Source organism: Rubritepida flocculans DSM 14296, from assembly GCF_000425365.1.
Taxonomy (GTDB): domain Bacteria; phylum Pseudomonadota; class Alphaproteobacteria; order Acetobacterales; family Acetobacteraceae; genus Roseococcus; species Roseococcus flocculans.
On record NZ_AUDH01000010.1, the window covers coordinates 56,145 to 75,765 of the forward strand.

The following is a 19,621-nucleotide window of genomic DNA, read 5'->3' on the forward strand; positions in this document are numbered from 1 at the left end:
GTATCATGAGGCCTTTGCGCGGAAGCGCGGCGGGGGGCGTTCCGATACGGCCGGCGGTCCCGCCGGACTGATCGCACGCGCGCGGCGCCCTGCCGGAACGACAAGCGCCTCAGCGCCTTCAGCGCGGCTGCCTCTCCTCTTGCCCCGGCGGCCGCGGCGCGAGGCGCAGATGCGGCCCATCCAGCATCTTTCCTTCCAGCCGCCGCGCGCCCGCAGCGCCCGCGGCCGCGGCGGCGACGAGGCAGAGCGCGCGCGCCGCCTTCGGCGCCGCGGGCATGTTCGCGGGCAGCACGCGGTCCTCTAGGTCGAGCGTCAGCGCATGCGCCGCGGCCGAGGTGGTGCGGGCGGTTTGCGCTCGCTGTCGGCGGGCACGAAGGGCCCGCTCCGCATCGGGCGCCCCCGCTTGGGCATCAGCGCCATGCGCGGGCAGACGGCCACCACCTCGCCGCGCTGGTGAAGGCATTCGCGCCCGAACCCGACCACCCCGGAGTCGGGGCGGGAGCGCTTCTCGCGCCTGCCAATCACGCGTCGCGGCGAAAGACGGGCTTCGGGAAGCGCAGCCGCGACCGGCCGATCATCATGCCGAGCGCGAGCAGGCGTTGCCCAGCGGCTGCCCCCGGCATGGGCGCTCCTTCGCGGTTCAGCCGGGGCGGTGGCCGAGGCGGCGCGAGACCTCCCGCGCCGCCTCGCGCACGCGGCGGGAGAGGGCGGCAAGGCGCGGCGCGACGCGCGGAATGGGCCCGGCCAGCATCAGCGCCGCCACCACCGCGCCGCGCGCGTCGAAGACCGGGGCGGCGACGCCCGCGACCCCTTCCGTGGCCTCGCCCAGCGTCACGGCGTAGCCCTGCGCGCGGGTCTCGGCCACCAGCCGGCGCAGCCTGCGGCGGTCGGTCACGCTCGCGGGGCTGTGCGCGGGAAGGCGCGCGCCGCGGAGGAACTCCTCCGGCCAGGGCGGGGGCATGAAGGCGAGCATCACGCGGCCCGAGGCGGTGCAGTGGATGGGCCGCGCATCGCCCACCGTGGCGGCGAAGCGCAGCGCGGTGCGGCTCTCCACCTTGTCGGCGTAGATCATCGCGCGCCGGTCGGGCGCGAGCACGGCGAGCATCGCCGTCTCGCCCGCCTGCTCCGCCAGGCGCTCCAGCACCGGCCGCGCGGTGGCGGCGAGATCGCCATCGCCCGCCGCGGCGAGGATGGCGCGCGCGAGGCCCACGGCCTCCGGCCCCAGACGCCACAGCCCGTCGCGCTGCTCGGCATGGCCCTCGGCGGCGAGGCCGCGCAGCAGGCCGAGCAGGCTGGTCTTGGGCGCGCCGGTCACGGCGGCGAGGGCGGCGAGCGAGAGGCCCTGCGGCGCGGTGGCGAGGCGGCCCAGGATGTCCAGCACCCGCGGGACCGCGCGCGGGCCTGCGCGCGGGACGCCGCCGCCCTGCATCTCAGCCCCGCTCGGCGCCCGCGACGCGCAGGAACGCGCCCCCGGCGGCGCGCTGGGCGCGGATGTCGCCGGCGGACAGCGCGGGCGTCCGCGTGAAGGGCAGGAAGCCGGCCCGGCGCTGCCGCGCCGCCACGGCCTCCTCGCGCAGCGTGGCGGCCAGCAGCGCGCGGCGCCGCGGCGGCGGTCGATGGAGCATGGGTTCCTCCCCCACCTCTGCCGGCAGCGTTCGCATATACGAACAGCGTATGGATTTGCGAACGCCCGCGTCAAGCCTCCGCGTTGACGCGGAACCGCACGCGCCGCATCCTCGCGCGGAAGGAAGCGCCGATGGATTTCACCCTCACGCCCGAACAGGCGGCGATCCGCGAGCAGATCGCGCGCATCTGCGCGGATTTCCCCGACGAATACTGGCTGGCGCGGGACCGCGAGGCCGCCTTCCCGCACGCGTTCCACGCCGCCATGGCCGCGGGCGGCTGGCTCGGCATCGCCATGCCGGTGGAATACGGCGGCGCGGGCCTCGGCATCCTCGAGGCGGCGCTGATGATGGAGACCATCGCCGCCTCGGGCGCCTGCATGTCCGGCGCCTCGGCGCTGCACATGAACATCTTCGGCCTGAACCCGGTGGTGGTGTTCGGCACGGAGGCGCAGAAGCGCCGCTTCCTGCCGCCCCTCGTCGCCGGGCGCGACAAGCCCTGCTTCGCGGTGACCGAGCCCGATGTCGGCCTCAACACCACGGAGCTCAAGACGCGCGCGGAGCGCCGCGGCGACCGCTACGTGGTCCACGGCCAGAAGATGTGGATCTCCACCGCGCAGGTGGCGAACAGGATGCTGCTGCTCGCGCGCACCACGCCGCTCGAGCAGGTCCGGCGCAAGACCGAGGGCCTCAGCCTCTTCTACACGGAGATCGACCGCGCGAGGGTGGAGGTGCGCCTGATCGAGAAGATGGGCCGCCACGCGGTGGACTCGAACATGGTCTTCTTCGACGGCTTCGAAATCCCCCTCGAGGACCGCATCGGCGAGGAGGGCCAGGGCTTCCGATACATCCTGCACGGCATGAACCCCGAGCGCATCCTCATCGCCGCCGAGGCGGTGGGAATCGGCCGCGCCGCCCTGCGCCGGGCTGCGGCCTATGCGAAGGAACGCCGGGTCTTCGGCCGGCCCATCGGGCAGAACCAGGCCATCCAGCACCCGCTGGCGCGCAACTGGGCGGAGCTGGAGGCCGCCGAACTCATGGTCTGGAAGGCCGCGAGCCTCTACGACGCCGGAAAGGAATGCGGCGCGGAGGCGAATGCGGCGAAATACCTCGCCGCCGAGGCCGGCTTCCGCGCGGCCGAGACGGCGGTGATGACCCATGGCGGCATGGGCTACGCGCAGGAATACCATGTGGAGCGCTACCTGCGCGAAAGCCTGATCCCGCGCATCGCGCCGGTCTCGCGCGAACTCATCCTCTCGCACATCGCCGAGCGCGTGCTCGGCCAGCCGAAATCCTATTGATCGGGGCGCTCGACCTGAAGACGCCCGCGGCGCGCGCGGCGCTGCACCGCTTCGCGCACCGCAACGCGGGCCTCGCGCTCCGGCCCTCGGCCTGCCCCCATGGCGCGGCGGTGCTGGCCCGGCTGGCCCGCCTCATCGCCATCGCCGCCCCCGCCGCGCGCGAGGGGCCGGAACGCCACTTCAGGGAGCACGCCCCATGACCGGGACACAAGGACGCGGCTTCGGCGCGCTGGCCGGGCTCAAGGTTCTCGACCTCACCCAGGTGCTGATGGGCCCCTTCTGCACGCAAATCCTGGCCGACCACGGCGCCGAGGTGATCAAGGTGGAGGGCCCCGAGGGCGACACGACGCGCGAGGTGCCCCTGCTGGCCGCCCCGCGCGAGGGCGCGATGTTCCTCAACCTCAACCGCGGCAAGCGCGGCATCGCGCTCGACCTGAAGAAGCCCGCGGCGCGCGCGGCGCTGCTGCGCCTCGCCGAAGGGGCGGACGTGTTCATCCACTCCATGCGCGCGGAGGCCATCGCGCGGCTCGGCCTCACCTATGCCGAGGTGGGCGCGGCCAACCCGCGCATCGTCTATGCGAATGTCTATGGCTTCTCGCGCCGCGGGCCCTATGCGCCCTGGGCCGCCTATGACGACATCATCCAGGCGATCAGCGGCATGGCCGGCATCCAGGCGCGGATGCAGGGCGCCCCGTCCTATTCAGGCACGCTGGTGGCGGACAAGGTCTCGGGCCTCACCGTGCTCTACGCGATCCTGATGGCGCTGCTGCACCGCGCCCGCACCGGCGAGGGGCAGGAGATCGAGGTCGGCATGTTCGAGACCATGGCGAATTTCGTGCTGACCGACCACATCAACGGCGCGCTGTTCGACCCGCCGCGCGGCCCGCCCGTCTATCCGCGCGCCGCCTCGCCCCAGCGCCGGCCCTACCGCACGAAGGATGGCTGGATCGCGGCGCTGGTGTACACCGACAAGCAGTGGCGCGCCTTCCTCGACCTCGCCGGCCATCCGGACTGGGCGAAGGACCCGCGCTTCGCGAGCTTCAAGGGCCGCTCGCAGCATGTGGACGAGTGCTACGGCCATGTGGCCGAGACGCTGACGACCCGCACCACCGCCGAATGGCTGGAGGGCTTCGCGCGCGCCGGCATCCCCGCCGCCCCGGTGAACGACACCGAGGGCCTGCTGCGCGACCCGCACCTCGCCGCCACCGGCTTCTTCATCGAGCAGGAGACGCGGCACGGGCGGATGCGCTTCCCCGGCATGCCCGCCTGGTTCTCGCGCACGCCGGGGCGCGTGGAGGGCCCCGCGCCCGCCCATGGGCAGGACGGGCGCGCCGTGCTGGAGGAAGCCGGCTTCAGCGAGGCGGAGATCGCCTCACTGGTCGCAGAAGGCGGCCTTCTGCTGCCCGGGGGCTAGCATCTCCTCAGGCGGGCAGAAGATGTCGCGCAGCGTGATCAGCAGCCGCTCCACCCGCGGGTCCGCCACGCGGTAATGGATGGAGGTGGCGGCGCGGCGCGTCGCCACCAGCCCATCCGCCCGCAGCTTGGCGAGGTGCTGCGAGATGGCGGGCTGGGAGAGCCCCACCATCTCCGCCAGCCGCCCCACCGTCACCTCCCCCTCCGTGATCAGATGGCAGAGCAGCAGCAGCCGCCGCTCATTGGCCAGAAGGCGGAGGAGCTGGGCGGCCTCGCCGGCGCGCTCCTCCATCTCGGGGGGCAGGGCGAGGGTCTGGGTCGGAACCGAAACGTCCATGGCGGGCGCAGGTAGCATGGGAATGCTCCCGTGTCAGGCGCGTTTCGAATCGGCGGGGCATGTGTTCACGCCCAGCAGGGAATAGGCCGGGCAGGTGCGCAGCAGCCCGGTGGCCAGCGGCAGCACCCCGATCCAACCCCAGACGCCGATCCAGCCCGCCAGGGCGGCGACGATGAGCAGAAGCCCCACGGCGATGCGCAGCACGCGATCGAGGCCGCCGACATTGGTTGCGAACATGCTGATTCTCTCCATCCAGGACGGGCCAGGCGCCCGCCCTATATTCGCCTGCGCTGATGGAAAGGGGAAGCGGCGTTTTCTGTCCCTTCCGTCAGCGGCCGGTCATGATCCGGTCCACCAATTGTCTGACAGTGGGGATGAAGCCGTTCGAATAGAAGGGGTCGGTTGCGAAACGGTAGGCGTTGTGCCCCGCGAACATCAGGTTGTTTTCCAGGCTGCCGTCATGGGCGATGTCCTGCAGCGTCTTCTGGATGCAGAAGCTGCGCGGATCGGCCTTCTTGCCGTTCGAATAGTCCGGCCCGTGCTGGGACCAGTTGGAGAAGCGGCAGGAGGAGAGGCAGCCCATGCAGTCGATCTGGTCCTTCAGGATTTCGCGCGACTTTTCGGGCGTGACGAAGATCAGGGTCGAATCGGGGGTGCGCATCGCCTCGGTGAAGCCCTGGGCCACCCAGGCCAGCGCCCGCTCGCGGTCGCCAGGGGTGAGCCAGACGATGCGCTTGCGCGGGCCCACGCCGAACTCGGCCGTGTGCTCCCCCACCGGCTCCATGGTGTAGGCCACCTGGCGCTCGTTGCGCTCCTCCAGCTCCTGCAGGAAGGCGTTCTTCACCGCGCTGGAGTAGAAGCCGGTGGGCGAGAAGGGCTGCAGCAGCACATCGCCGGGCTTGAGCTCGGTCAGGCGCTTCTTCCAGGCGTCGCTGATCGGGCTTTCCCTGGTCAGCAGCGGGCGGGTGCCGAACTGGAAGGCGATGGGCCCGAGCTCGGGGTTGTCGATCCAGTCCTCCCACTCCTCCAGCCACCAGACGCCGCCGGCCATGATGATGGGCGTCTCGTCCAGGCCGAAGGCGCGCATCTGCTCGCGCAGCTTGCGCACGCGCTCATAGGGGGGTTCGGGCTTCTTCGGATCCTCGCTGTTGGACAGGCCGTTGTGCCCCCCCGCCAGCCAGGGATCCTCATAGACCACCCCGCCCAGCCACTCCCGCGCCTTGTGGTAGCTGCGCTTCCACAGCGCGTTGAAGGCGCGGGCGGAGGAGACGATGGGGTAGTAGTGCACGCCGAAGTCGCGCGCGATCTCGGCCAGGCGATAGGGCATGCCCGCCCCGCAGGTGATGCCGTTGATGAGGCCCTTCGCCCCCTCCAGCACGCCGCGGATCACGCGCTCCGCCCCGCCCATCTCCCAGAGGATGTTGGCGTGGATGCGCGCCTTGGGCCCGCCCACCTCGCGGGCTTCCTTCGCCTGGGCGATGCCGCCGGCGATGCCGTAGGCCACCAGCTCCTCGTGCCGGTCGCGCCGGGTGGTGCCCTTGTAGGTCTGGCGGATGGTGCGGCCTTCGGCGTCGTAGCTGTCCGCGTTCACCGCGCTGAAGGTGCCCACCCCGCCCGCGGCCGCCCAGGCGCCGGCGGTGAGCCCGTTGCTCACGGCCACGCCCTTGCCGCCCTCGACGAGAGGGAGGACTTCCACGCCGCCCATGCGGATCGCGTTGATCGCCTTCACTGCACGCTCTTCCCAGCCAGTCAGGGTTTTCGTGACGTTATCATGAATCCGCCCGGCGCAACCCCGCGCCGGGCGGTCCCGGGAGTTTCTCAGTCCTCGCGCCGGTCGCGGCGCTCGCGGCGGGGGCGCTCCTCGCCCTCCTCGCGCGGCGGGCGGGGCCGGCGCTCGCCCACCTGGTCGGTGATGTCCGCGCCCGTGGCCTGGTCCACCACGCGCATGGACAGCTTCACCTTCCCGCGGTCGTCGAAGCCCAGCACCTTCACCTTCACCACATCGCCTTCCTTCACCACGTCGGTGGTCTTGGCCACGCGGTCATTGGCGAGTTCGCTGATGTGCACGAGGCCGTCCCGCGCGCCCAGGAAGTTCACGAAGGCGCCGAACTCGGCGGTCTTCACCACCTTGCCGGTGTAGATCACGCCCACCTCCGGCTCGGCCACGATGCCGCGGATGCGGTCGATGGCGGCCTGGGTGGCCTCGGTGCTGGTGGCGGCGATCTTGATGGTGCCGTCGTCCTCGATGTCGATCTTCGTGCCGGTCTGCTCGACGATCTCGCGGATCACCTTGCCGCCGGTGCCGATCACCTCGCGGATCTTGTCCTTGGGCACGGTGATGACGGTGATGCGCGGGGCGGTGGCGGCCATCTCGGTGCGCGCGCCGCTGATCGCCTTCGCCATCTCGCCCAGGATGTGCAGCCGCCCCTCGCGCGCCTGCGCGAGCGCGGTGCGCATGATGTCGAAGGTGATGGAGGTGATCTTGATGTCCATCTGCAGGCTGGTCACGCCCGCCTCGGTGCCGGCCACCTTGAAGTCCATGTCGCCGAGGTGGTCCTCGTCGCCCAGGATGTCGGAGAGCACGGCGAAGCCCCGCTCCTCCTTGATCAGCCCCATGGCGATGCCCGCCACCGGCCGCGCCAGAGGGCAGCCCGCATCCATCAGCGCGAGCGAGGTGCCGCACACCGTCGCCATGGAGGAGGAGCCGTTGGACTCCGTGATCTCCGAGACGACGCGCAGCGTGTAGGGGAACTTCTCCTTCTCCGGCAGCACCGGATGGATGGCGCGCCAGGCGAGCTTGCCGTGGCCGATCTCGCGCCGGCCGGGCGAGCCCATGCGGCCCGTCTCGTTCACGCTGTAGGGCGGGAAGTTGTAGTGCAGCATGAAGTCCTCACGGTACTCGCCCGTGAGCGCGTCCACGATCTGCTCGTCCTGGCCCGTGCCCAGCGTGGCGACGCAGAGCGCCTGGGTCTCGCCGCGGGTGAACAGCGCCGAGCCGTGCGCGCGCGGCAGCACGCCGACCTCGGCGACGATGGGGCGCACCGTCTTCGTGTCGCGCCCGTCGATGCGGATGCCGGTGTCGAGGATGGCGTTGCGCACCACCTCCGCCTCCAACTCCTTCAGCAGACCCTTGGCGGCGGCGGTGTCGGCGCCCTCGGCCTCCAGCGTGGCGAGAACGGCCTTCTTCACCTCGCCCACCGCCTTCTGGCGCGCGAGCTTCTCGGTGATGCGGTAGGCCTCGGCCATCTGGGCGCGGCCGAGCTCGGCGATGCGGGCCTTGAGCGCGGCCTGCGCCGGATCCTCCTCGGCGAGGGGCCAGGGCTCCTTCGCCGCCACCTCGGCCAGCGCGATGATGCCCTCGATCACGGGCTGGAAGCTCTTGTGGCCGAACTCCACCGCGCCGAGCATCACCTCCTCCGACAGTTCGGAGGCCTCGCTCTCCACCATCAGCACGCCCTCGGCGGTGCCGGCCACCACGAGGTCGAGCTTCGAGAGCTTGCGCTGCGCGAGGGTGGGGTTCAGCACATAGGCGCCGTCGATATAGCCCACGCGCGCCGCGCCCACCGGGCCGAAGAAGGGGATGCCCGAGAGAGTGAGCGCCGCCGAGCAGCCGACCATGGCGACGATGTCGGGGTCGTTCTCCAGGTCGTGGCTGAGCACGGTCGCTATGACCTGGACCTCGTTGCGGAACCCCTCGGGGAAGAGCGGGCGGATGGGGCGGTCGATGAGGCGGGAGACCAGCGTCTCCGCCTCGCTCGGCCGGCCCTCGCGCTTGAAGAAGCCGCCGGGAATCTTGCCGGCCGCGAAGGCCTTCTCCTGGTAGTTCACGGTGAGCGGGAAGAAGTCCTGCCCCGGCTTCACGCTGCGGCTGCCCACCACGGTGCAGAGCACGATGGTGTCGCCCAGCCGGGCCATCACCGCGCCATCGGCCTGGCGGGCGATCTTGCCCGTCTCGAGCGTGAGAACCTGGCCGCCCCAGGGGATGTCCTTGCGGAAGTAGTTGTCGAACATGCGTCGTCCTGTCTCGCCCCGCGGATCGGGGCATGGGTGGACGCGGCGCGACAGGGTGGCAGGTGCACGCGGAACGCCCCGCGGGAGGGGAGGCTTTCGGCGTCTCGGGGAACATGGGGGCCGGGGCGGGGCGCCCGCGGCGAAGCCATGTGGCCGGAAACGCCGCCAGACCCGCGATCCGCCAGGGTTCTGTGGCTCTGACAACCCGCCGCGCGCGCGCTGCGGTGGGCCGCGCCGGAAGGCTCCGTCGCCGCCTGCGGCCTTATGGACCGGATGGCCGCGCCGCGCCAGCGGAAAAACGCCGGCCGGCCATGCAGGCCCGGGTGGCGGCGGCTCCGCTCCACAGCCGCCTTCCCTGATCCGCGAGAAGGCCGCGCCGCCGCCACGCGGGCGGCACGTGATGCCGCCCCTGTCAGACCGGCACGCGGACGCTGATGGTGATCACGATCTCGTCGCCGATCAGCAGCCGTTCGGCCACCATGCCATAGGCGCGGCGGCTCAGCCGCCCCACGGCCTCGAAGAGGGCCTGCCCGCCCTCGCGCCCCAGCAGCCGCGCCTCCAGCAGCCAGGGCCGGCGGATGCCGCGCAGGGTGAGCGTGCCCTCGATGGGAAAACGCCAGGCGCGGCCCGCGCCGAGCGCCACCCCCTCGAAATGGGCCTCCGGGTGGCGCGCGCTGTCGAAGAACGCCTCGGAGCGCAGCATCTCGTCCGCGCCGGGATAGGCGACGGTGGCCGAACCCGTCTCCACCGTGCCGGCGATGCGCGTGGCCTCCGGCCGCTCCGGGTCCAGCTCCAGCAGGGCGCGGAAGCGGCGGAACTCGCCCTCCGAGCGCAGCAGACCGAGATGGCGCGCGGAGAAGGCGATGCGGCCCTCGCGCTCGGTGATGACATGCCGCCACAGCTCCCCGCGCGCCGGGCGGGCCGCGGGCATGAGCAGCAGAAGCGGCAGGGCGCGGCGGGAAAGCCCCGCGGCTCGCGCGGCGGCGGGGGCGGGAAAGCAGGGCGGAAAGGCGCCGCCGGGCACGCCGGAAGCCCCGCTCAGCGCCGCACAGGCCGGGGAATCGCGTCCAGCCCGATGTCCAGCTCCTGCCCCGCCGTGTCCACGCGATAGGGGCTGCGCTGGCCGGGCAGGCGCAGCGTCATCACGCCATGCGCATCGGGCGCGCCGAGCTTCATGCGCGCCATCTGCTCGAGGGAGACGAAGCGATGCACCGGGCCGAACAGGCCCGGCGTCTCGATCACGATGCCCTGGCCGTCGCGCGGGCGCAGGATGCGCATGACGTGCCGCCGCCGCCGGCCGTCGGCGATCGCGGCGGCGGCCAGCAGCAAGGCCTGGCCGAGGATCAGCGTGCGGCTGTCATCGCCGGTGGGCCACCATTCGGCGAGGCTCGCAACCAGCAGCACCGCGCCCAGCAGACAGGCGCCCCAGAGGGCGAGGCTGAGCACCCGCAGGGAACGGCCCCAGCGCGCCTCGAACAACACGGTGAGGCGCGACCGCCGGCCGGCCGCCGCGGCGCGGCCGCTCATGCGCCCGCGCGCGAGGAAGGGGAGAAGCGGCGGGGGAGAGGCCAGCCGCGCGCCATGCGCCCCCCGGCTCGCCCCGGCCCGATCAGCGGCGCAGGCCGAGGCGCCCGATCAGCGCCTCGTAGCGCGCCTTGTCCTTGCGCTTCAGATAGTCGAGCAGGCCGCGGCGCTGCCCGACCAGCACCAGCAGGCCGCGCCGGCTGTGGAAGTCCTTGGCGTGGGTCTTGAGGTGCTCGGTGAGGTTGGCGATGCGCTCGGAGAGCAGCGCCACCTGCACCTCGGGGCTGCCCGTGTCGCCGGGCTTGGTGGCGTATTCGGCGATGAGCGCGCTGCGGCGCTCGGCGGTGATCGACATCGGCGTGACCCTTCGGTTGGAGTGCGTTCCGGTTCCGCCGCCTCAGGCCGTGGCCATCAGCCGCTCCGGCCGCAGCAGCCCCTCCTCGAGGCGGCACAGGCCGATGAACCGCTCCCCTGCCATCGCGCGCACCAGCCCCCCATCGGGGTCGGCCGCCGAGGGAACCCGGCCCATGAAATCGACCAGGCTGAGGGCCTGGCCGAATCCGAGCCGGGCGGCCTCCCCTTCCGTGACGGCCAGTGCCGGGATGTCGGCCAGCGCGGTCGTGACGGGCAGCAGGAGGTCCAGCGAAGGAGGCGGCGTATCGCCCGTTCCCGCGATCTTGTCCAGCGCCACGGCATGCGATTCGCGGAAGGGCCCCACGCGCAGGCGGCGCAGCGCGGCGATGTGGCCCACCGTGCCCAGCGCCCGCGCCAAATCGCGCGCGAGGGAGCGCATATAGACCCCCTTGCCCGACTGCACCTCGAACTCCGCGTGGTCGGCGTCGGGCCGGGCGATCAGCTCGAAGCGGTCCACCCGGGCGGGGCGGGGCTCGAGCGCCACGGCCTGGCCTTCGCGCGCCAGGTCATAGGCGCGTTCGCCCCCGACCTTCACGGCCGAGAAGGCGGGCGGCACCTGCATGATGTCGCCCAGGAAGGCGGGCAGCGCGGCGCGGATCGCCTCGTCCGTCGGGCGGACGGGGCTCGTTTCGGTCACCGCGCCGTCCGCGTCGTCGGAATCCCGCGCCTCGCCGAAGCGCAGGGTGAAGCGATAGACCTTCGTGCCGTCCATCACATAGGGCACGGTCTTGGTGGCGGCGCCGAAGGCGATGGGCAGCAGCCCCGTGGCCAGCGGGTCGAGCGTGCCGCCATGGCCGGCCTTCTGCGCGTCGAAGGCGCGCTTGACGCGGTTGACGACCTCGGTGCTGCCGATGCCCGTGGGCTTGTCGATGATCAGCCAGCCGCTGATGTCGCGGCCGCGGGGCTTCTTCCGGTGCGGGCGGGCCATGGCGCTCTTCGGTGTGTGGGAGGCGGGGTTCTACCCGGAAACCCGCGCGGCGGAAGCGCGCGGGCGCGCGGCAGCCATGCGCGCGCGGGGCCTATTCCTCCTCGGCCTTTCCGGGAGCGAGGTCGCGCGCCACCTCGGGCCGGCGCAGCAGCGCGCTCATGCGCACGGCGTGGTCCAGCGCCGTGTCCGGCTGGAAATGCAGCTCGGGCGCGTATTTCAGGCGCACCGCCCGCGCCACCTGGCCGCGCAGGAAGGGGGCCGCGCGCTTCAGCGCGGCGAACTGCTCGGGCGGCAGATCCCGCCCCAGCCCGCTGACGAAGGCCGTCATGTGCTTGAGATCGGGCGAGGCGCGCACCTCGGTGACGGTGATGTGCGCGCCGAGCAGATCGGGGTCGCGGAACTCCGCGCGCTCGAACAGGGCGGCCAGCGCGTGGCGGATTTCCTCGGCCACGCGGAGCTGCCGCTGCGAGGGGCCGGCGGCGGGGTCATGCTGCGAAGGGCGACGGGCCATGGGGAACCTTTCAGCCGGTGCGCCGGGTGCGGGCGCGCCGGAGGTCGGGAGGGCGGGGCAGCCGCCGCTACGCGGCCGCCACGGTCTCCGTCTCGAAGCACTCGATCTGGTCGCCCACGCGGATGTCGTCGAAGTTCTTGAAGCCCATGCCGCATTCGTAGCCGTTCGTGACTTCCTTCACGTCGTCCTTGAAGCGGCGCAGCGTCGAGAGCTCGCCCTCGTGGACCACCACGCCCTCGCGGATGAGGCGGAAGCCGCAGCCGCGCCGCACCACGCCCTCGGTCACGCGGCAGCCGGCCACGCGGCCCACCTTCTTGATGTCGAAGACCTGCAGGATGGTGGCGTAGCCGATGAAGTTCTCGCGCTGCACGGGGGCGAGCTTGGACTTCACCAGCGCCTCGATGTCGTCCGCCACCTGGTAGATGATGGAGTAGTAGCGGATGTCCACGCCGTCGCGCTGCGCCATCTCGCGCGCCTGGCTGGTGGCGCGCACGTTGAAGGCGACGACCACGGCGTTGGAGGCCTTGGCGAGCTGGATGTCGCTCTCGGTGATCTGGCCGACCGCCGAGTGCAGCACGCGCACCTTCACCTCCTCGTTGCCGAGCTTGGCCAGGGTGACGTTGATCGCCTCGGCCGAGCCCTGCACGTCCGCCTTGACGACGACGGCGACCTCCTTCTGCTCGCCCGCCTGGATGCGGGCCAGCATCTCGTTCAGCGAGCCGCGCGCCGCACCCATGGCGGCGGCCGCCTTCTCGCGCAGCTTGCGCTGGCGGAACTCGCTCACCTCGCGCGCGCGCGCCTCGCCGTCCACGGCGATCAGGTTCTCGCCCGCGCTCGGCACGCCCGAGAGGCCCAGCACCTCCACCGGCACCGAGGGGCCGGCGGCCTTCACCTGCTGGCCCTTGTCGTTCACCAGGGCGCGCACACGGCCCCATTCGGCCCCGGCCACCACGATGTCGCCCTGCTTGAGCGTGCCGCGCTGCACCAGCACCGTCGCCACCGGGCCGCGCCCGCGGTCGAGCTTGCTCTCGATCACGGTGCCCTCGGCCGGGCGGTCGGGGTTGGCGCGCAGGTCGAGGATTTCGGCCTGCAGCAGGATGGCCTCCAGCAGCTTGTCGAGGTTGGTGCCCTTCAGCGCGGAGACCTGCACCTCCTGCACATCGCCGCCGAGGGATTCCACCACCACCTCGTGCTGCAGCAGCTCGTTGCGCACGCGGTCGAGGTTGATGCCGGGCTTGTCGATCTTGTTCACGGCCACGATCAGCGGCACATCGGCGGCGCGCGCGTGCTTGATGGCCTCGATGGTCTGCGGCATCACGCCGTCGTCGGCCGCCACCACCAGCACCACCATGTCGGTGACCGAGGCGCCGCGGGCGCGCATGGCGGTGAAGGCCTCATGGCCCGGCGTGTCGATGAAGGTGACCTTCTGCCCGCCCGGCACCTCGACCTGATAGGCGCCGATGTGCTGGGTGATGCCGCCGGCCTCCTTCGCGGCCACGTCGGTCTTGCGCAGCGCGTCGAGCAGGCTGGTCTTGCCGTGGTCCACATGGCCCATGATGGTGACCACGGGCGGGCGGGGCTGCAGCGCGCCCTCCTCGTCCACCGCGCCCTCGAGGCCGAGCTCCACGTCGTCCTCCGCCACGCGCTTCACACGGTGGCCGAACTCCTGCGCCACCAGTTCGGCCGTGTCGGCGTCGATGGTCTGGGTCAGCGTGGCCATCACGCCCATGCGGAACAGCGCCTTCACCACCTCGCCGCCGCGGGCGGCCATGCGGTTGGCGAGTTCCTGAACGGTGATGGTCTCGGGGATCACCACGTCGCGCACCACGCGCTCGGCGCCGGAGCGCAGGCGCTGCAGCTCGGCCTGGCGGCGCTCGCGCTCGCGCGCGCGGCGCATGGAGGCGAGCGAGCGGCTGCGCTCGTCCTCGCCCTCCAGCGCGGCGGCCACGTCGATGCGGCCCTCGCGCCGGCGTTCGCCGGCCAGCGGCGTCTTCTTCGCGGGCGCGGCGGCGGGGCGCTTGGCGCCGGCGGCGGCGCCGGGGCGGCGCGCGGGGCCGCGGCGATCCTCCTCGTCATCGGCGCGGGCGCGCGGGTTCAGGCTGAGCCGGGCGGCCGGCGCGGCGGAGGGCGGCGGGCCGCTCGGGCGCAGGGCCGGCCCGGGCTGGGCGCGGGCGGCGAGCGGGGTGACGCGCGGCGCGGGGGTGCGGGGCGCGACAAGCGGGTTGACCTCGGGCGCGGCGGGCTCGGGCCGGGCGGGCGCGGGGCGGGCCTCCGCCGCGGGTTCGGCGGGCTTGGGCGCCTCGCGCGCGGCGCGGGCGGCCTCGGCCTCGGCGCGCTGGCGCGCCTCCTCCTCCGCGCGCTGGCGCGCCTCCTCCTCGGCCTTCTGGCGGGCGGCCTCCTCGGCGGCGCTGCGCAGCATCAGCGCCTGGCGCTCCCGCGCCTCGCGCTCGCGCTGGGCCTCGAGCCGGCGCTGCTCCTCCAGCACGCGCTGGCGGATGGCGAGTTCGGCGGGCGTCAGCGGCCGGCCGGGGCTGGGCGCGCCGGGGCGGGCGGCGGCCGCGCCGGGGCGGGCGGGCGCCGCACCCGGGCGGGCGGGCGCGGCCGGGCTCGCGGGGCGCGGCGCGGCCGCCGGGGCGCGCAGCGTGCCGCCGGCCGCCGGCGCGCCGCCCGCACCCGCGGGCGTCGGGGCGCGCTTCTTCACCACCTCGACCTGGACGACCTTCGAGCGCCCATGGCTGAAGCTCTGGCGCACGCTGCCGGCGTCCACCGTCTTGCCGATTTCCAGCCGGCCCGCGGGCCGCAGGCTCAGCCGGTTCTTCGCCGAATCCTGATCGTTCTGGTCGCTCATCCGCCGTTCCGAACTCCGCGGGGGCAAGTCTCGCCCGTCCCGCAAAAACGCATTCCGCGCGATGCCCCTACGCCGGCGCCGCGCCCTGTTCAATCGCCCCCGGCGCGAAACCGGCGAGTCTCGCCGCTTCCGCGCGCAGGGCCTCCGCGAGCCCGCCGGGGGCCACCGCCACATGGACGGCCCGCTCCCGCCCGAACACGGCGCCGAGCTCCGCCGCCGTCAGCGCCAGCACCACGGGCAGCGCATGGCCGCCCTGCAGACGCTCGCGTTCCGCCGGGCTGCCGTCGCTGGCCTGGACCAGCAGCGCCACGCGCCCGGCCCGGAGCCACTCCAGCACCGCCTCCCGGCCCGCCACCGCCGCACCGCTGCGCCGCGCGAGGCCCAGGAAGTCCCGCAGGCGGCCCCGCAGCGCCGCCGCGACGCGCGCAGGGAGATCAGCCGGCGCCACCACCGGCCCCCGCGCCGCCCGCGCGAACGCCCCTTGCTTGAGGGCGCGGGCCAGCACCGCTTCCTGCGGCAGCAACCATAGGCCCCTGCCCGGAAGGCGTCCACCGGGATCGGGCACGACTTCGCGCCCGGGGCCGAGCACGAAGCGCAGCAGCCGCTCCTTCGGCAGCACCTCCCGCGTCACGATGCAGCGGCGCAGCGGCCCCCGCTCGCGCGCGATGGCGTCATCGGGCAGCGGGGAGGCCTCCTCCTCGGCCGGGGCGTCAGGCAGGCGCGCCACCCTCCTCGCCCTCGAACCAGTGGGCCCGCGCGGCCATGATGACGGCGTTCGCCGTCTCCTCGTCCATCGCGCCCTCGCCCAGGATCTCGATCAGCTCGTCCGAGGCGAGGTCCGCGAGGTCGTCCATCGTCTTGATGCCCGCCTCGCCCAGCGCCACGAGCTGCGCGTTGGTGAACACCTCGAGGCCGAGCAGCGCGTCGTCCACGCCCAGCGCCACGCGCCGTTCCGCGAGCTCCGCCTCCTTCGCCTCGAGATGGGCGAGAGCGCGGCGCTTGAGCTCGGCCGCGATGTTCTCGTCGAAGCCCTCGATGGAGGCGAGCTCCTCGTCCTCCACCTCGGCGATCTCCTCGATGGAGCCGTAGCCCTCCGTGACCAGCAGCCCCGCGATCACGTCGTCCACGTCGAGCGCCTCGACGAAGAGGCTCGAGCGGCGGCGGAAATCCTCCTGCCGGCGCTCGCTCTCGCCCGCCTCGGTCAGGATGTCGATGTCGTAGCGCGTGAGCTGCGAGGCGAGCCGCACGTTCTGCCCGCGCCGGCCGATGGCGAGGCTGAGCTGCTCGTCGGGCACCACCACCTCGCAGCGCTTGTTCTCCTCGTCGAGCACCACCTTGCTCACCTCGGCGGGCGCCATGGCGTTGACGATGAACGTCGCGATGTCGGGGCTCCAGGGGATGATGTCGATCTTCTCGCCCTGCAGCTCCGCCACCACCGCCTGCACGCGCGAACCGCGCATGCCCACGCAGGCGCCCACCGGGTCGATGGAGCTGTCGCGGCTGATCACCGCCATCTTCGCGCGCGAGCCGGGGTCGCGCGCCACCGCCTTGATCTCGATGATGCCGTCGTAGATCTCGGGCACCTCCTGGGCGAAGAGCTTGGCGAGGAAGCCCGGATGCGTGCGGCTGAGGAAGATCTGCGGGCCGCGGGGTTCCTCGCGCACGTCGTAGATGTAGGCGCGCACGCGGTCGCCGTTCTTGAAGGCCTCGCGCGGGATGCACTCGTCGCGGCGCAGCAGCGCCTCGGCCCGGCCGAGGTCCACCATCAGGTTGCCGTACTCGGTGCGCTTGACCGTGCCGTTCACGATCTCGCCCACCCGGTCCTTGTACTCCTCGTACTGCTTCTTGCGCTCCACCTCGCGCACGCGCTGCACGATCACCTGCTTCGCGGTCTGCGCGCCGATGCGGCCGAAGTCGATCGGCGGCAGCGGATCCACGATGTATTCGCCGACCTGGATGCCGGGCTTGATCTTCTGCGCGATGCGCAGCGGCATCTGCGTCTCCTCGTCCTCCACGGCGTCGTCGGGCACGACGAGCGTCCAGCGGGAGAGCTTGACCGCGCCGGTCTTGCGGTCGATCTCGGCGCGGATGTCCTTGTTCTGGCCGTAGGTCTGGCGGCCGGCCTTGCCCATGGCCAGCTCCATGGCCTCCAGCACCTCCTCGCGCTCGATCATCTTCTCACGCGCGACGGCTTCTGCCACTTGCAGGAATTCGGGGCGGGGAATCGCGTGGTCGAGGGCCATCTCGTTCAGTTCCTCGTGGCGGTCTGAGACGCCGCGGTCGCGGCGATGAGTTCGTCGGTCAGCACCAGCTTGGCGCGGCGGATGTTGGCGCGCGGCAGCGCCACCTCCCCGCCCTCGTCAAGCCTGAGGCGCGCGGTCTCGGCGTCCGCGCCGATCACGCGGCCGCGGAAGCGCTTGCGCCCCTCCATCGGGATGTCCAGCTCCACCGTCGCCAGATGGCCGGCGAAGCGTTCCCAGTCCTTGGTGCGGGTCAGCGGGCGGTCGATGCCGGGGCTCGAGACCTCCAGCACCCATTCGGCCTTGATCGGGTCCGCCACGTCGAGCACGGCGCCGATGGCGTGGCTGATCGCCTCGCAATCCTCGACGGTGAAGGGCGCGCCGTCCGCGCGGTCGGCCATCACCTGCACGGTGGGGCGTTCCTTGCCGCTGACCTGCACGCGCACGAGCTCATAGCCCATGTGCTCGATGGTGGGCGCCACGAGATCGGCGATGCGGGCGTCGAGCCCTTCGTGGCGGGGACGTTCGATGCTCAAAAACAAAAAAGGCGGCCCCGGAAGGCCACCCCCCTGATGGATCAGATGGTGTGTATGCGCGTGATATGCGCCTTCCGCGGCCCGCATGCAAGGGCGAAGCGCGCGGCGCCGCCACGGGTAGCCGCACCCCTTTCCGGCGCGCGGCACCGCCTTCGGCAGCCGCACCCCTTTTCGGCGCGCGGCTACGCCTTCGGCAGCCGCACCCCTTTTCGGCGCGCGGCTACGCCTTCGGCAGCCGCACCCCTTTTCGGCGCGCGGCTACGCCTTCGGCAGCCGCACGACGAACCGCGCCCCGATCACCCTGCCCGCGGCGTCGCGGCGGTTCTCGGCGGCGATGCGCCCGCGCAGCCCCTCGATGATCTGCTTGGAGATGGACAGGCCCAGCCCCGAATGCTGGCCGAAGCGTTCGCCGCGCGGGCGTTCGCTGTAGAAACGCTCGAAGATGCCCTCGAGCTTCGCCTCGGGGATGCCAGGCCCCTCGTCCTCCACCACCACCTCCACCTCCGCCCCCGCCTCGCGCGCGCGCAGCCACACCCGCCCGCCCTCGGGGCTGAAGGAGACGGCATTGCCCAGCAGGTTGCGGAACACCTGCACCAGCCGGTCCTCCACCCCCATCGCCACGAGCTGTTCGGGCACCTCCAGCTCCATCACCGGGTCCGCCTCCTCGCGGGTGGTGTTGTGCAGCTCCACCAGCACGCCGAGGATGGGGGCGAGGTCCACCGGCTCGGCCACGGCGCGCGAGAGCTCGGCGTCCACCCGCGAGGAATCGGCGATGTCGCCGATCAGCCGGTCCATCCGCACCGCGTCGTTGGCGATGATGGAGAGCAGCCGGCGCTGCTGCGCCGGATCCTCAACCCGGCGCAGCGTCTCGATGGCGCTGCGCACGCTGGTCAGCGGGTTCTTGAGCTCGTGCGCCACATCGGCGGCGAAGCGCTCGTTCGCGTCGATCCGCGCCCAGAGCGCGCGCGCCGCCTCCTGCAGATCCCGCGCCAGGATGCCGATCTCGTCGTTGCGCGCCAGAAGATCGGCCGGCACGGAGCCCGCGCGCCCCTTGCCCTGGCGCATCTCCGCCGCCGCGGCGGCCAGGCGCAGCATCGGATTGGCCAGCGTCTGCGCGAGGAAGAGCGAGACCGCCACCGTCAGGATCAGCGCGATGACGAACAGCCCGAGCACGCTCGCGCGGATTTCGAACAGCCGCGCATCCACCTCGCGCGCCTCGCGCGTCAGCAGCACGATGCCCACCGCCTGCGCGCCGCGCCGGGCGGGCTCGGCCACGCTCACCAGCAGCCGCCCGTCGGGGGTGCGGCGGATATAGGGCGTCACCCCGCCCTCGAGCGCGAGGCGCAGCTCCGCCTGGCGCTCGGGGCCGAGATCGGGCTGCCAGTCGAAGCTCTGCGCGTCCGGCGTCGTGTCCAGCACCACGGGCGTGCGCGCCTGGCGCGGCAGCAGGCCGAGCACCCTCTCGTAGAGCCCGGCCAGCGTGTCGGAGAAGGCGCCGCGCGGGGCGGGCGGGGGCAGCGGCTCCGTCACCACCGCCCCGCCCGCGCTCTCGCGCACGCGGCTGTCGGCGACCACGAGGCCCGCCGTGTCGAACAGCCGCGCCTGGGTGTTGGGCGAGGGCTCGACGAGGCGGCGCAGCAGCGGCCGCGCCTGTTCGGGCACCAGGCTCGCGCGGTCGTCCTGCACGCGCACCGCCGCCTCGGCGATGGCGCCGGCGTAGATGCGCGCCTGGGTGCGCATCGCCTCCACCTCCGCGGCCAGCAGCCCGTCCTGGTACTGGTCGAGGTAGAGCAGCGCCGCCGCCAGCAGCGCGGGCGGCAGCGCGTTCACCAGCAGGATGCGCCGCAGGAGCGGCGAGACGAGGCGACGCCGCCGCGGCGGGGCGGCCGCCTCCTCGGGCTTCAGGAGCGGGGCTTCGGGCATGGCCGCGAGCTTA

At 72.9% G+C, this 19,621-nt stretch carries 19 protein-coding genes; 3 read left to right on the forward strand and 16 right to left on the reverse strand.

The genetic code is table 11. The features are described 5' to 3' along the window. Positions 1–640: 640 nt before the first annotated feature. The gene (locus tag H596_RS0110795) at positions 641–1,381 is read right to left on the reverse strand and encodes an IclR family transcriptional regulator (protein ID WP_037300973.1); all 741 of its coding nucleotides are present in this window, start codon (positions 1,379–1,381) and stop codon (positions 641–643) included. Positions 1,382–1,430: 49 nt separating this feature from the next. Continuing rightward, entirely contained in the window at positions 1,431–1,625 is a 195-nt protein-coding gene (locus H596_RS0110800; RefSeq protein WP_027284904.1) for a hypothetical protein, read from the reverse strand. A 131-nt stretch (positions 1,626–1,756) separates the two neighbouring features. Between H596_RS0110800 and H596_RS0110805 the strand changes: the two genes are divergently transcribed. From H596_RS0110805 to H596_RS0110815, 3 genes are read left to right on the forward strand one after another with little or no spacing between them, the layout of a single operon-like run. Next, on the forward strand, positions 1,757–2,923 hold the full coding sequence (locus H596_RS0110805) for an acyl-CoA dehydrogenase family protein (protein WP_027284905.1): 1,167 nt from the start codon (positions 1,757–1,759) through the stop codon (positions 2,921–2,923). Then, positions 2,920–3,123, forward strand: coding sequence for a hypothetical protein (locus H596_RS0110810; protein WP_027284906.1), 204 nt, complete (start codon positions 2,920–2,922; stop codon positions 3,121–3,123). The genes H596_RS0110805 and H596_RS0110810 overlap by 4 nt, the downstream gene beginning before the upstream one ends. Beyond that, positions 3,120–4,337: a CaiB/BaiF CoA transferase family protein gene (locus H596_RS0110815; protein ID WP_027284907.1), complete on the forward strand. Its 1,218-nt coding sequence runs from the start codon at positions 3,120–3,122 to the stop codon at positions 4,335–4,337. Before H596_RS0110810 ends, H596_RS0110815 begins: the two co-directional genes overlap by 4 nt. Here the strand turns inward: H596_RS0110815 and H596_RS21105 are convergent. From H596_RS21105 to H596_RS0110885, 14 genes are all read right to left on the reverse strand, one after another. Then, a complete protein-coding gene (locus H596_RS21105; protein ID WP_051212799.1) occupies positions 4,296–4,673 on the reverse strand; it encodes an ArsR/SmtB family transcription factor in 378 nt (125 codons plus the stop codon). The two genes, H596_RS0110815 and H596_RS21105, sit on opposite strands and share 42 nt — an antisense overlap. A 33-nt stretch (positions 4,674–4,706) precedes the next feature. After that, positions 4,707–4,910 carry a YgaP family membrane protein gene (locus tag H596_RS0110825; RefSeq protein ID WP_037300941.1) on the reverse strand — a complete coding sequence of 68 codons (204 nt, stop codon included), beginning with the start codon at positions 4,908–4,910 and terminating at the stop codon, positions 4,707–4,709. A gap of 91 nt (positions 4,911–5,001) precedes the next feature. Next, on the reverse strand, positions 5,002–6,402 hold the full coding sequence (locus H596_RS0110830; RefSeq protein ID WP_027284909.1) for an NAD(P)H-dependent flavin oxidoreductase: 1,401 nt from the start codon (positions 6,400–6,402) through the stop codon (positions 5,002–5,004). A gap of 89 nt (positions 6,403–6,491) precedes the next feature. Then, a complete protein-coding gene (gene pnp / locus H596_RS0110835; protein ID WP_027284910.1) occupies positions 6,492–8,684 on the reverse strand; it encodes a polyribonucleotide nucleotidyltransferase in 2,193 nt (730 codons plus the stop codon). 412 nt (positions 8,685–9,096) lie between these two features. Next, entirely contained in the window at positions 9,097–9,615 is a 519-nt protein-coding gene (locus tag H596_RS22915) for a YceI family protein (protein WP_156910091.1), read from the reverse strand. A 107-nt stretch (positions 9,616–9,722) separates the two neighbouring features. Further along, positions 9,723–10,211: a hypothetical protein gene (locus H596_RS0110845; protein WP_027284911.1), complete on the reverse strand. Its 489-nt coding sequence runs from the start codon at positions 10,209–10,211 to the stop codon at positions 9,723–9,725. An 82-nt stretch (positions 10,212–10,293) separates the two neighbouring features. After that, positions 10,294–10,563, reverse strand: coding sequence for a 30S ribosomal protein S15 (gene rpsO / locus H596_RS0110850; protein WP_027284912.1), 270 nt, complete (start codon positions 10,561–10,563; stop codon positions 10,294–10,296). Between the two features lie 42 nt (positions 10,564–10,605). Further along, positions 10,606–11,550, reverse strand: coding sequence for a tRNA pseudouridine(55) synthase TruB (gene truB, locus H596_RS0110855; protein ID WP_027284913.1), 945 nt, complete (start codon positions 11,548–11,550; stop codon positions 10,606–10,608). A 91-nt stretch (positions 11,551–11,641) separates the two neighbouring features. Further along, positions 11,642–12,061, reverse strand: a complete 420-nt coding sequence (rbfA, locus tag H596_RS0110860; RefSeq protein WP_027284914.1) for a 30S ribosome-binding factor RbfA — start codon at positions 12,059–12,061, stop codon at positions 11,642–11,644. Positions 12,062–12,128: 67 nt separating this feature from the next. After that, on the reverse strand, positions 12,129–14,909 hold the full coding sequence (gene infB / locus H596_RS0110865; RefSeq protein ID WP_027284915.1) for a translation initiation factor IF-2: 2,781 nt from the start codon (positions 14,907–14,909) through the stop codon (positions 12,129–12,131). Between the two features lie 67 nt (positions 14,910–14,976). Then, on the reverse strand, positions 14,977–15,636 hold the full coding sequence (locus tag H596_RS0110870; RefSeq protein WP_342663346.1) for an RNA-binding protein: 660 nt from the start codon (positions 15,634–15,636) through the stop codon (positions 14,977–14,979). Beyond that, on the reverse strand, positions 15,620–17,152 hold the full coding sequence (gene nusA, locus H596_RS0110875; protein WP_027284917.1) for a transcription termination factor NusA: 1,533 nt from the start codon (positions 17,150–17,152) through the stop codon (positions 15,620–15,622). Before nusA ends, H596_RS0110870 begins: the two co-directional genes overlap by 17 nt. A 5-nt stretch (positions 17,153–17,157) precedes the next feature. Beyond that, positions 17,158–17,685, reverse strand: coding sequence for a ribosome maturation factor RimP (gene rimP / locus H596_RS0110880; protein WP_027284918.1), 528 nt, complete (start codon positions 17,683–17,685; stop codon positions 17,158–17,160). Positions 17,686–17,943: 258 nt separating this feature from the next. Continuing rightward, a complete protein-coding gene (locus tag H596_RS0110885) occupies positions 17,944–19,608 on the reverse strand; it encodes a stimulus-sensing domain-containing protein (RefSeq protein ID WP_051212803.1) in 1,665 nt (554 codons plus the stop codon). Positions 19,609–19,621: the final 13 nt, after the last annotated feature.

Coding starts and splice junctions, on each gene's coding strand:
- H596_RS0110815 (WP_027284907.1), top strand. CDS start 3,120: ATGACCGGGACACAAGGACGCGGCTTCGGCGCGCTGGCCGGGCTCAAG.
- H596_RS0110825 (WP_037300941.1), bottom strand. CDS start 4,910: ATGTTCGCAACCAATGTCGGCGGCCTCGATCGCGTGCTGCGCATCGCC.
- rbfA (WP_027284914.1), bottom strand. CDS start 12,061: ATGGCCCGTCGCCCTTCGCAGCATGACCCCGCCGCCGGCCCCTCGCAG.
- pnp (WP_027284910.1), bottom strand. CDS start 8,684: ATGTTCGACAACTACTTCCGCAAGGACATCCCCTGGGGCGGCCAGGTT.
- infB (WP_027284915.1), bottom strand. CDS start 14,909: ATGAGCGACCAGAACGATCAGGATTCGGCGAAGAACCGGCTGAGCCTG.
- rpsO (WP_027284912.1), bottom strand. CDS start 10,563: ATGTCGATCACCGCCGAGCGCCGCAGCGCGCTCATCGCCGAATACGCC.
- H596_RS0110805 (WP_027284905.1), top strand. CDS start 1,757: ATGGATTTCACCCTCACGCCCGAACAGGCGGCGATCCGCGAGCAGATC.
- nusA (WP_027284917.1), bottom strand. CDS start 17,152: ATGGCCCTCGACCACGCGATTCCCCGCCCCGAATTCCTGCAAGTGGCA.
- H596_RS0110845 (WP_027284911.1), bottom strand. CDS start 10,211: ATGAGCGGCCGCGCCGCGGCGGCCGGCCGGCGGTCGCGCCTCACCGTG.
- H596_RS21105 (WP_051212799.1), bottom strand. CDS start 4,673: ATGGACGTTTCGGTTCCGACCCAGACCCTCGCCCTGCCCCCCGAGATG.
- truB (WP_027284913.1), bottom strand. CDS start 11,550: ATGGCCCGCCCGCACCGGAAGAAGCCCCGCGGCCGCGACATCAGCGGC.
- H596_RS0110885 (WP_051212803.1), bottom strand. CDS start 19,608: ATGCCCGAAGCCCCGCTCCTGAAGCCCGAGGAGGCGGCCGCCCCGCCG.
- H596_RS0110800 (WP_027284904.1), bottom strand. CDS start 1,625: ATGCTCCATCGACCGCCGCCGCGGCGCCGCGCGCTGCTGGCCGCCACG.
- H596_RS22915 (WP_156910091.1), bottom strand. CDS start 9,615: ATGCCCGCGGCCCGCCCGGCGCGCGGGGAGCTGTGGCGGCATGTCATC.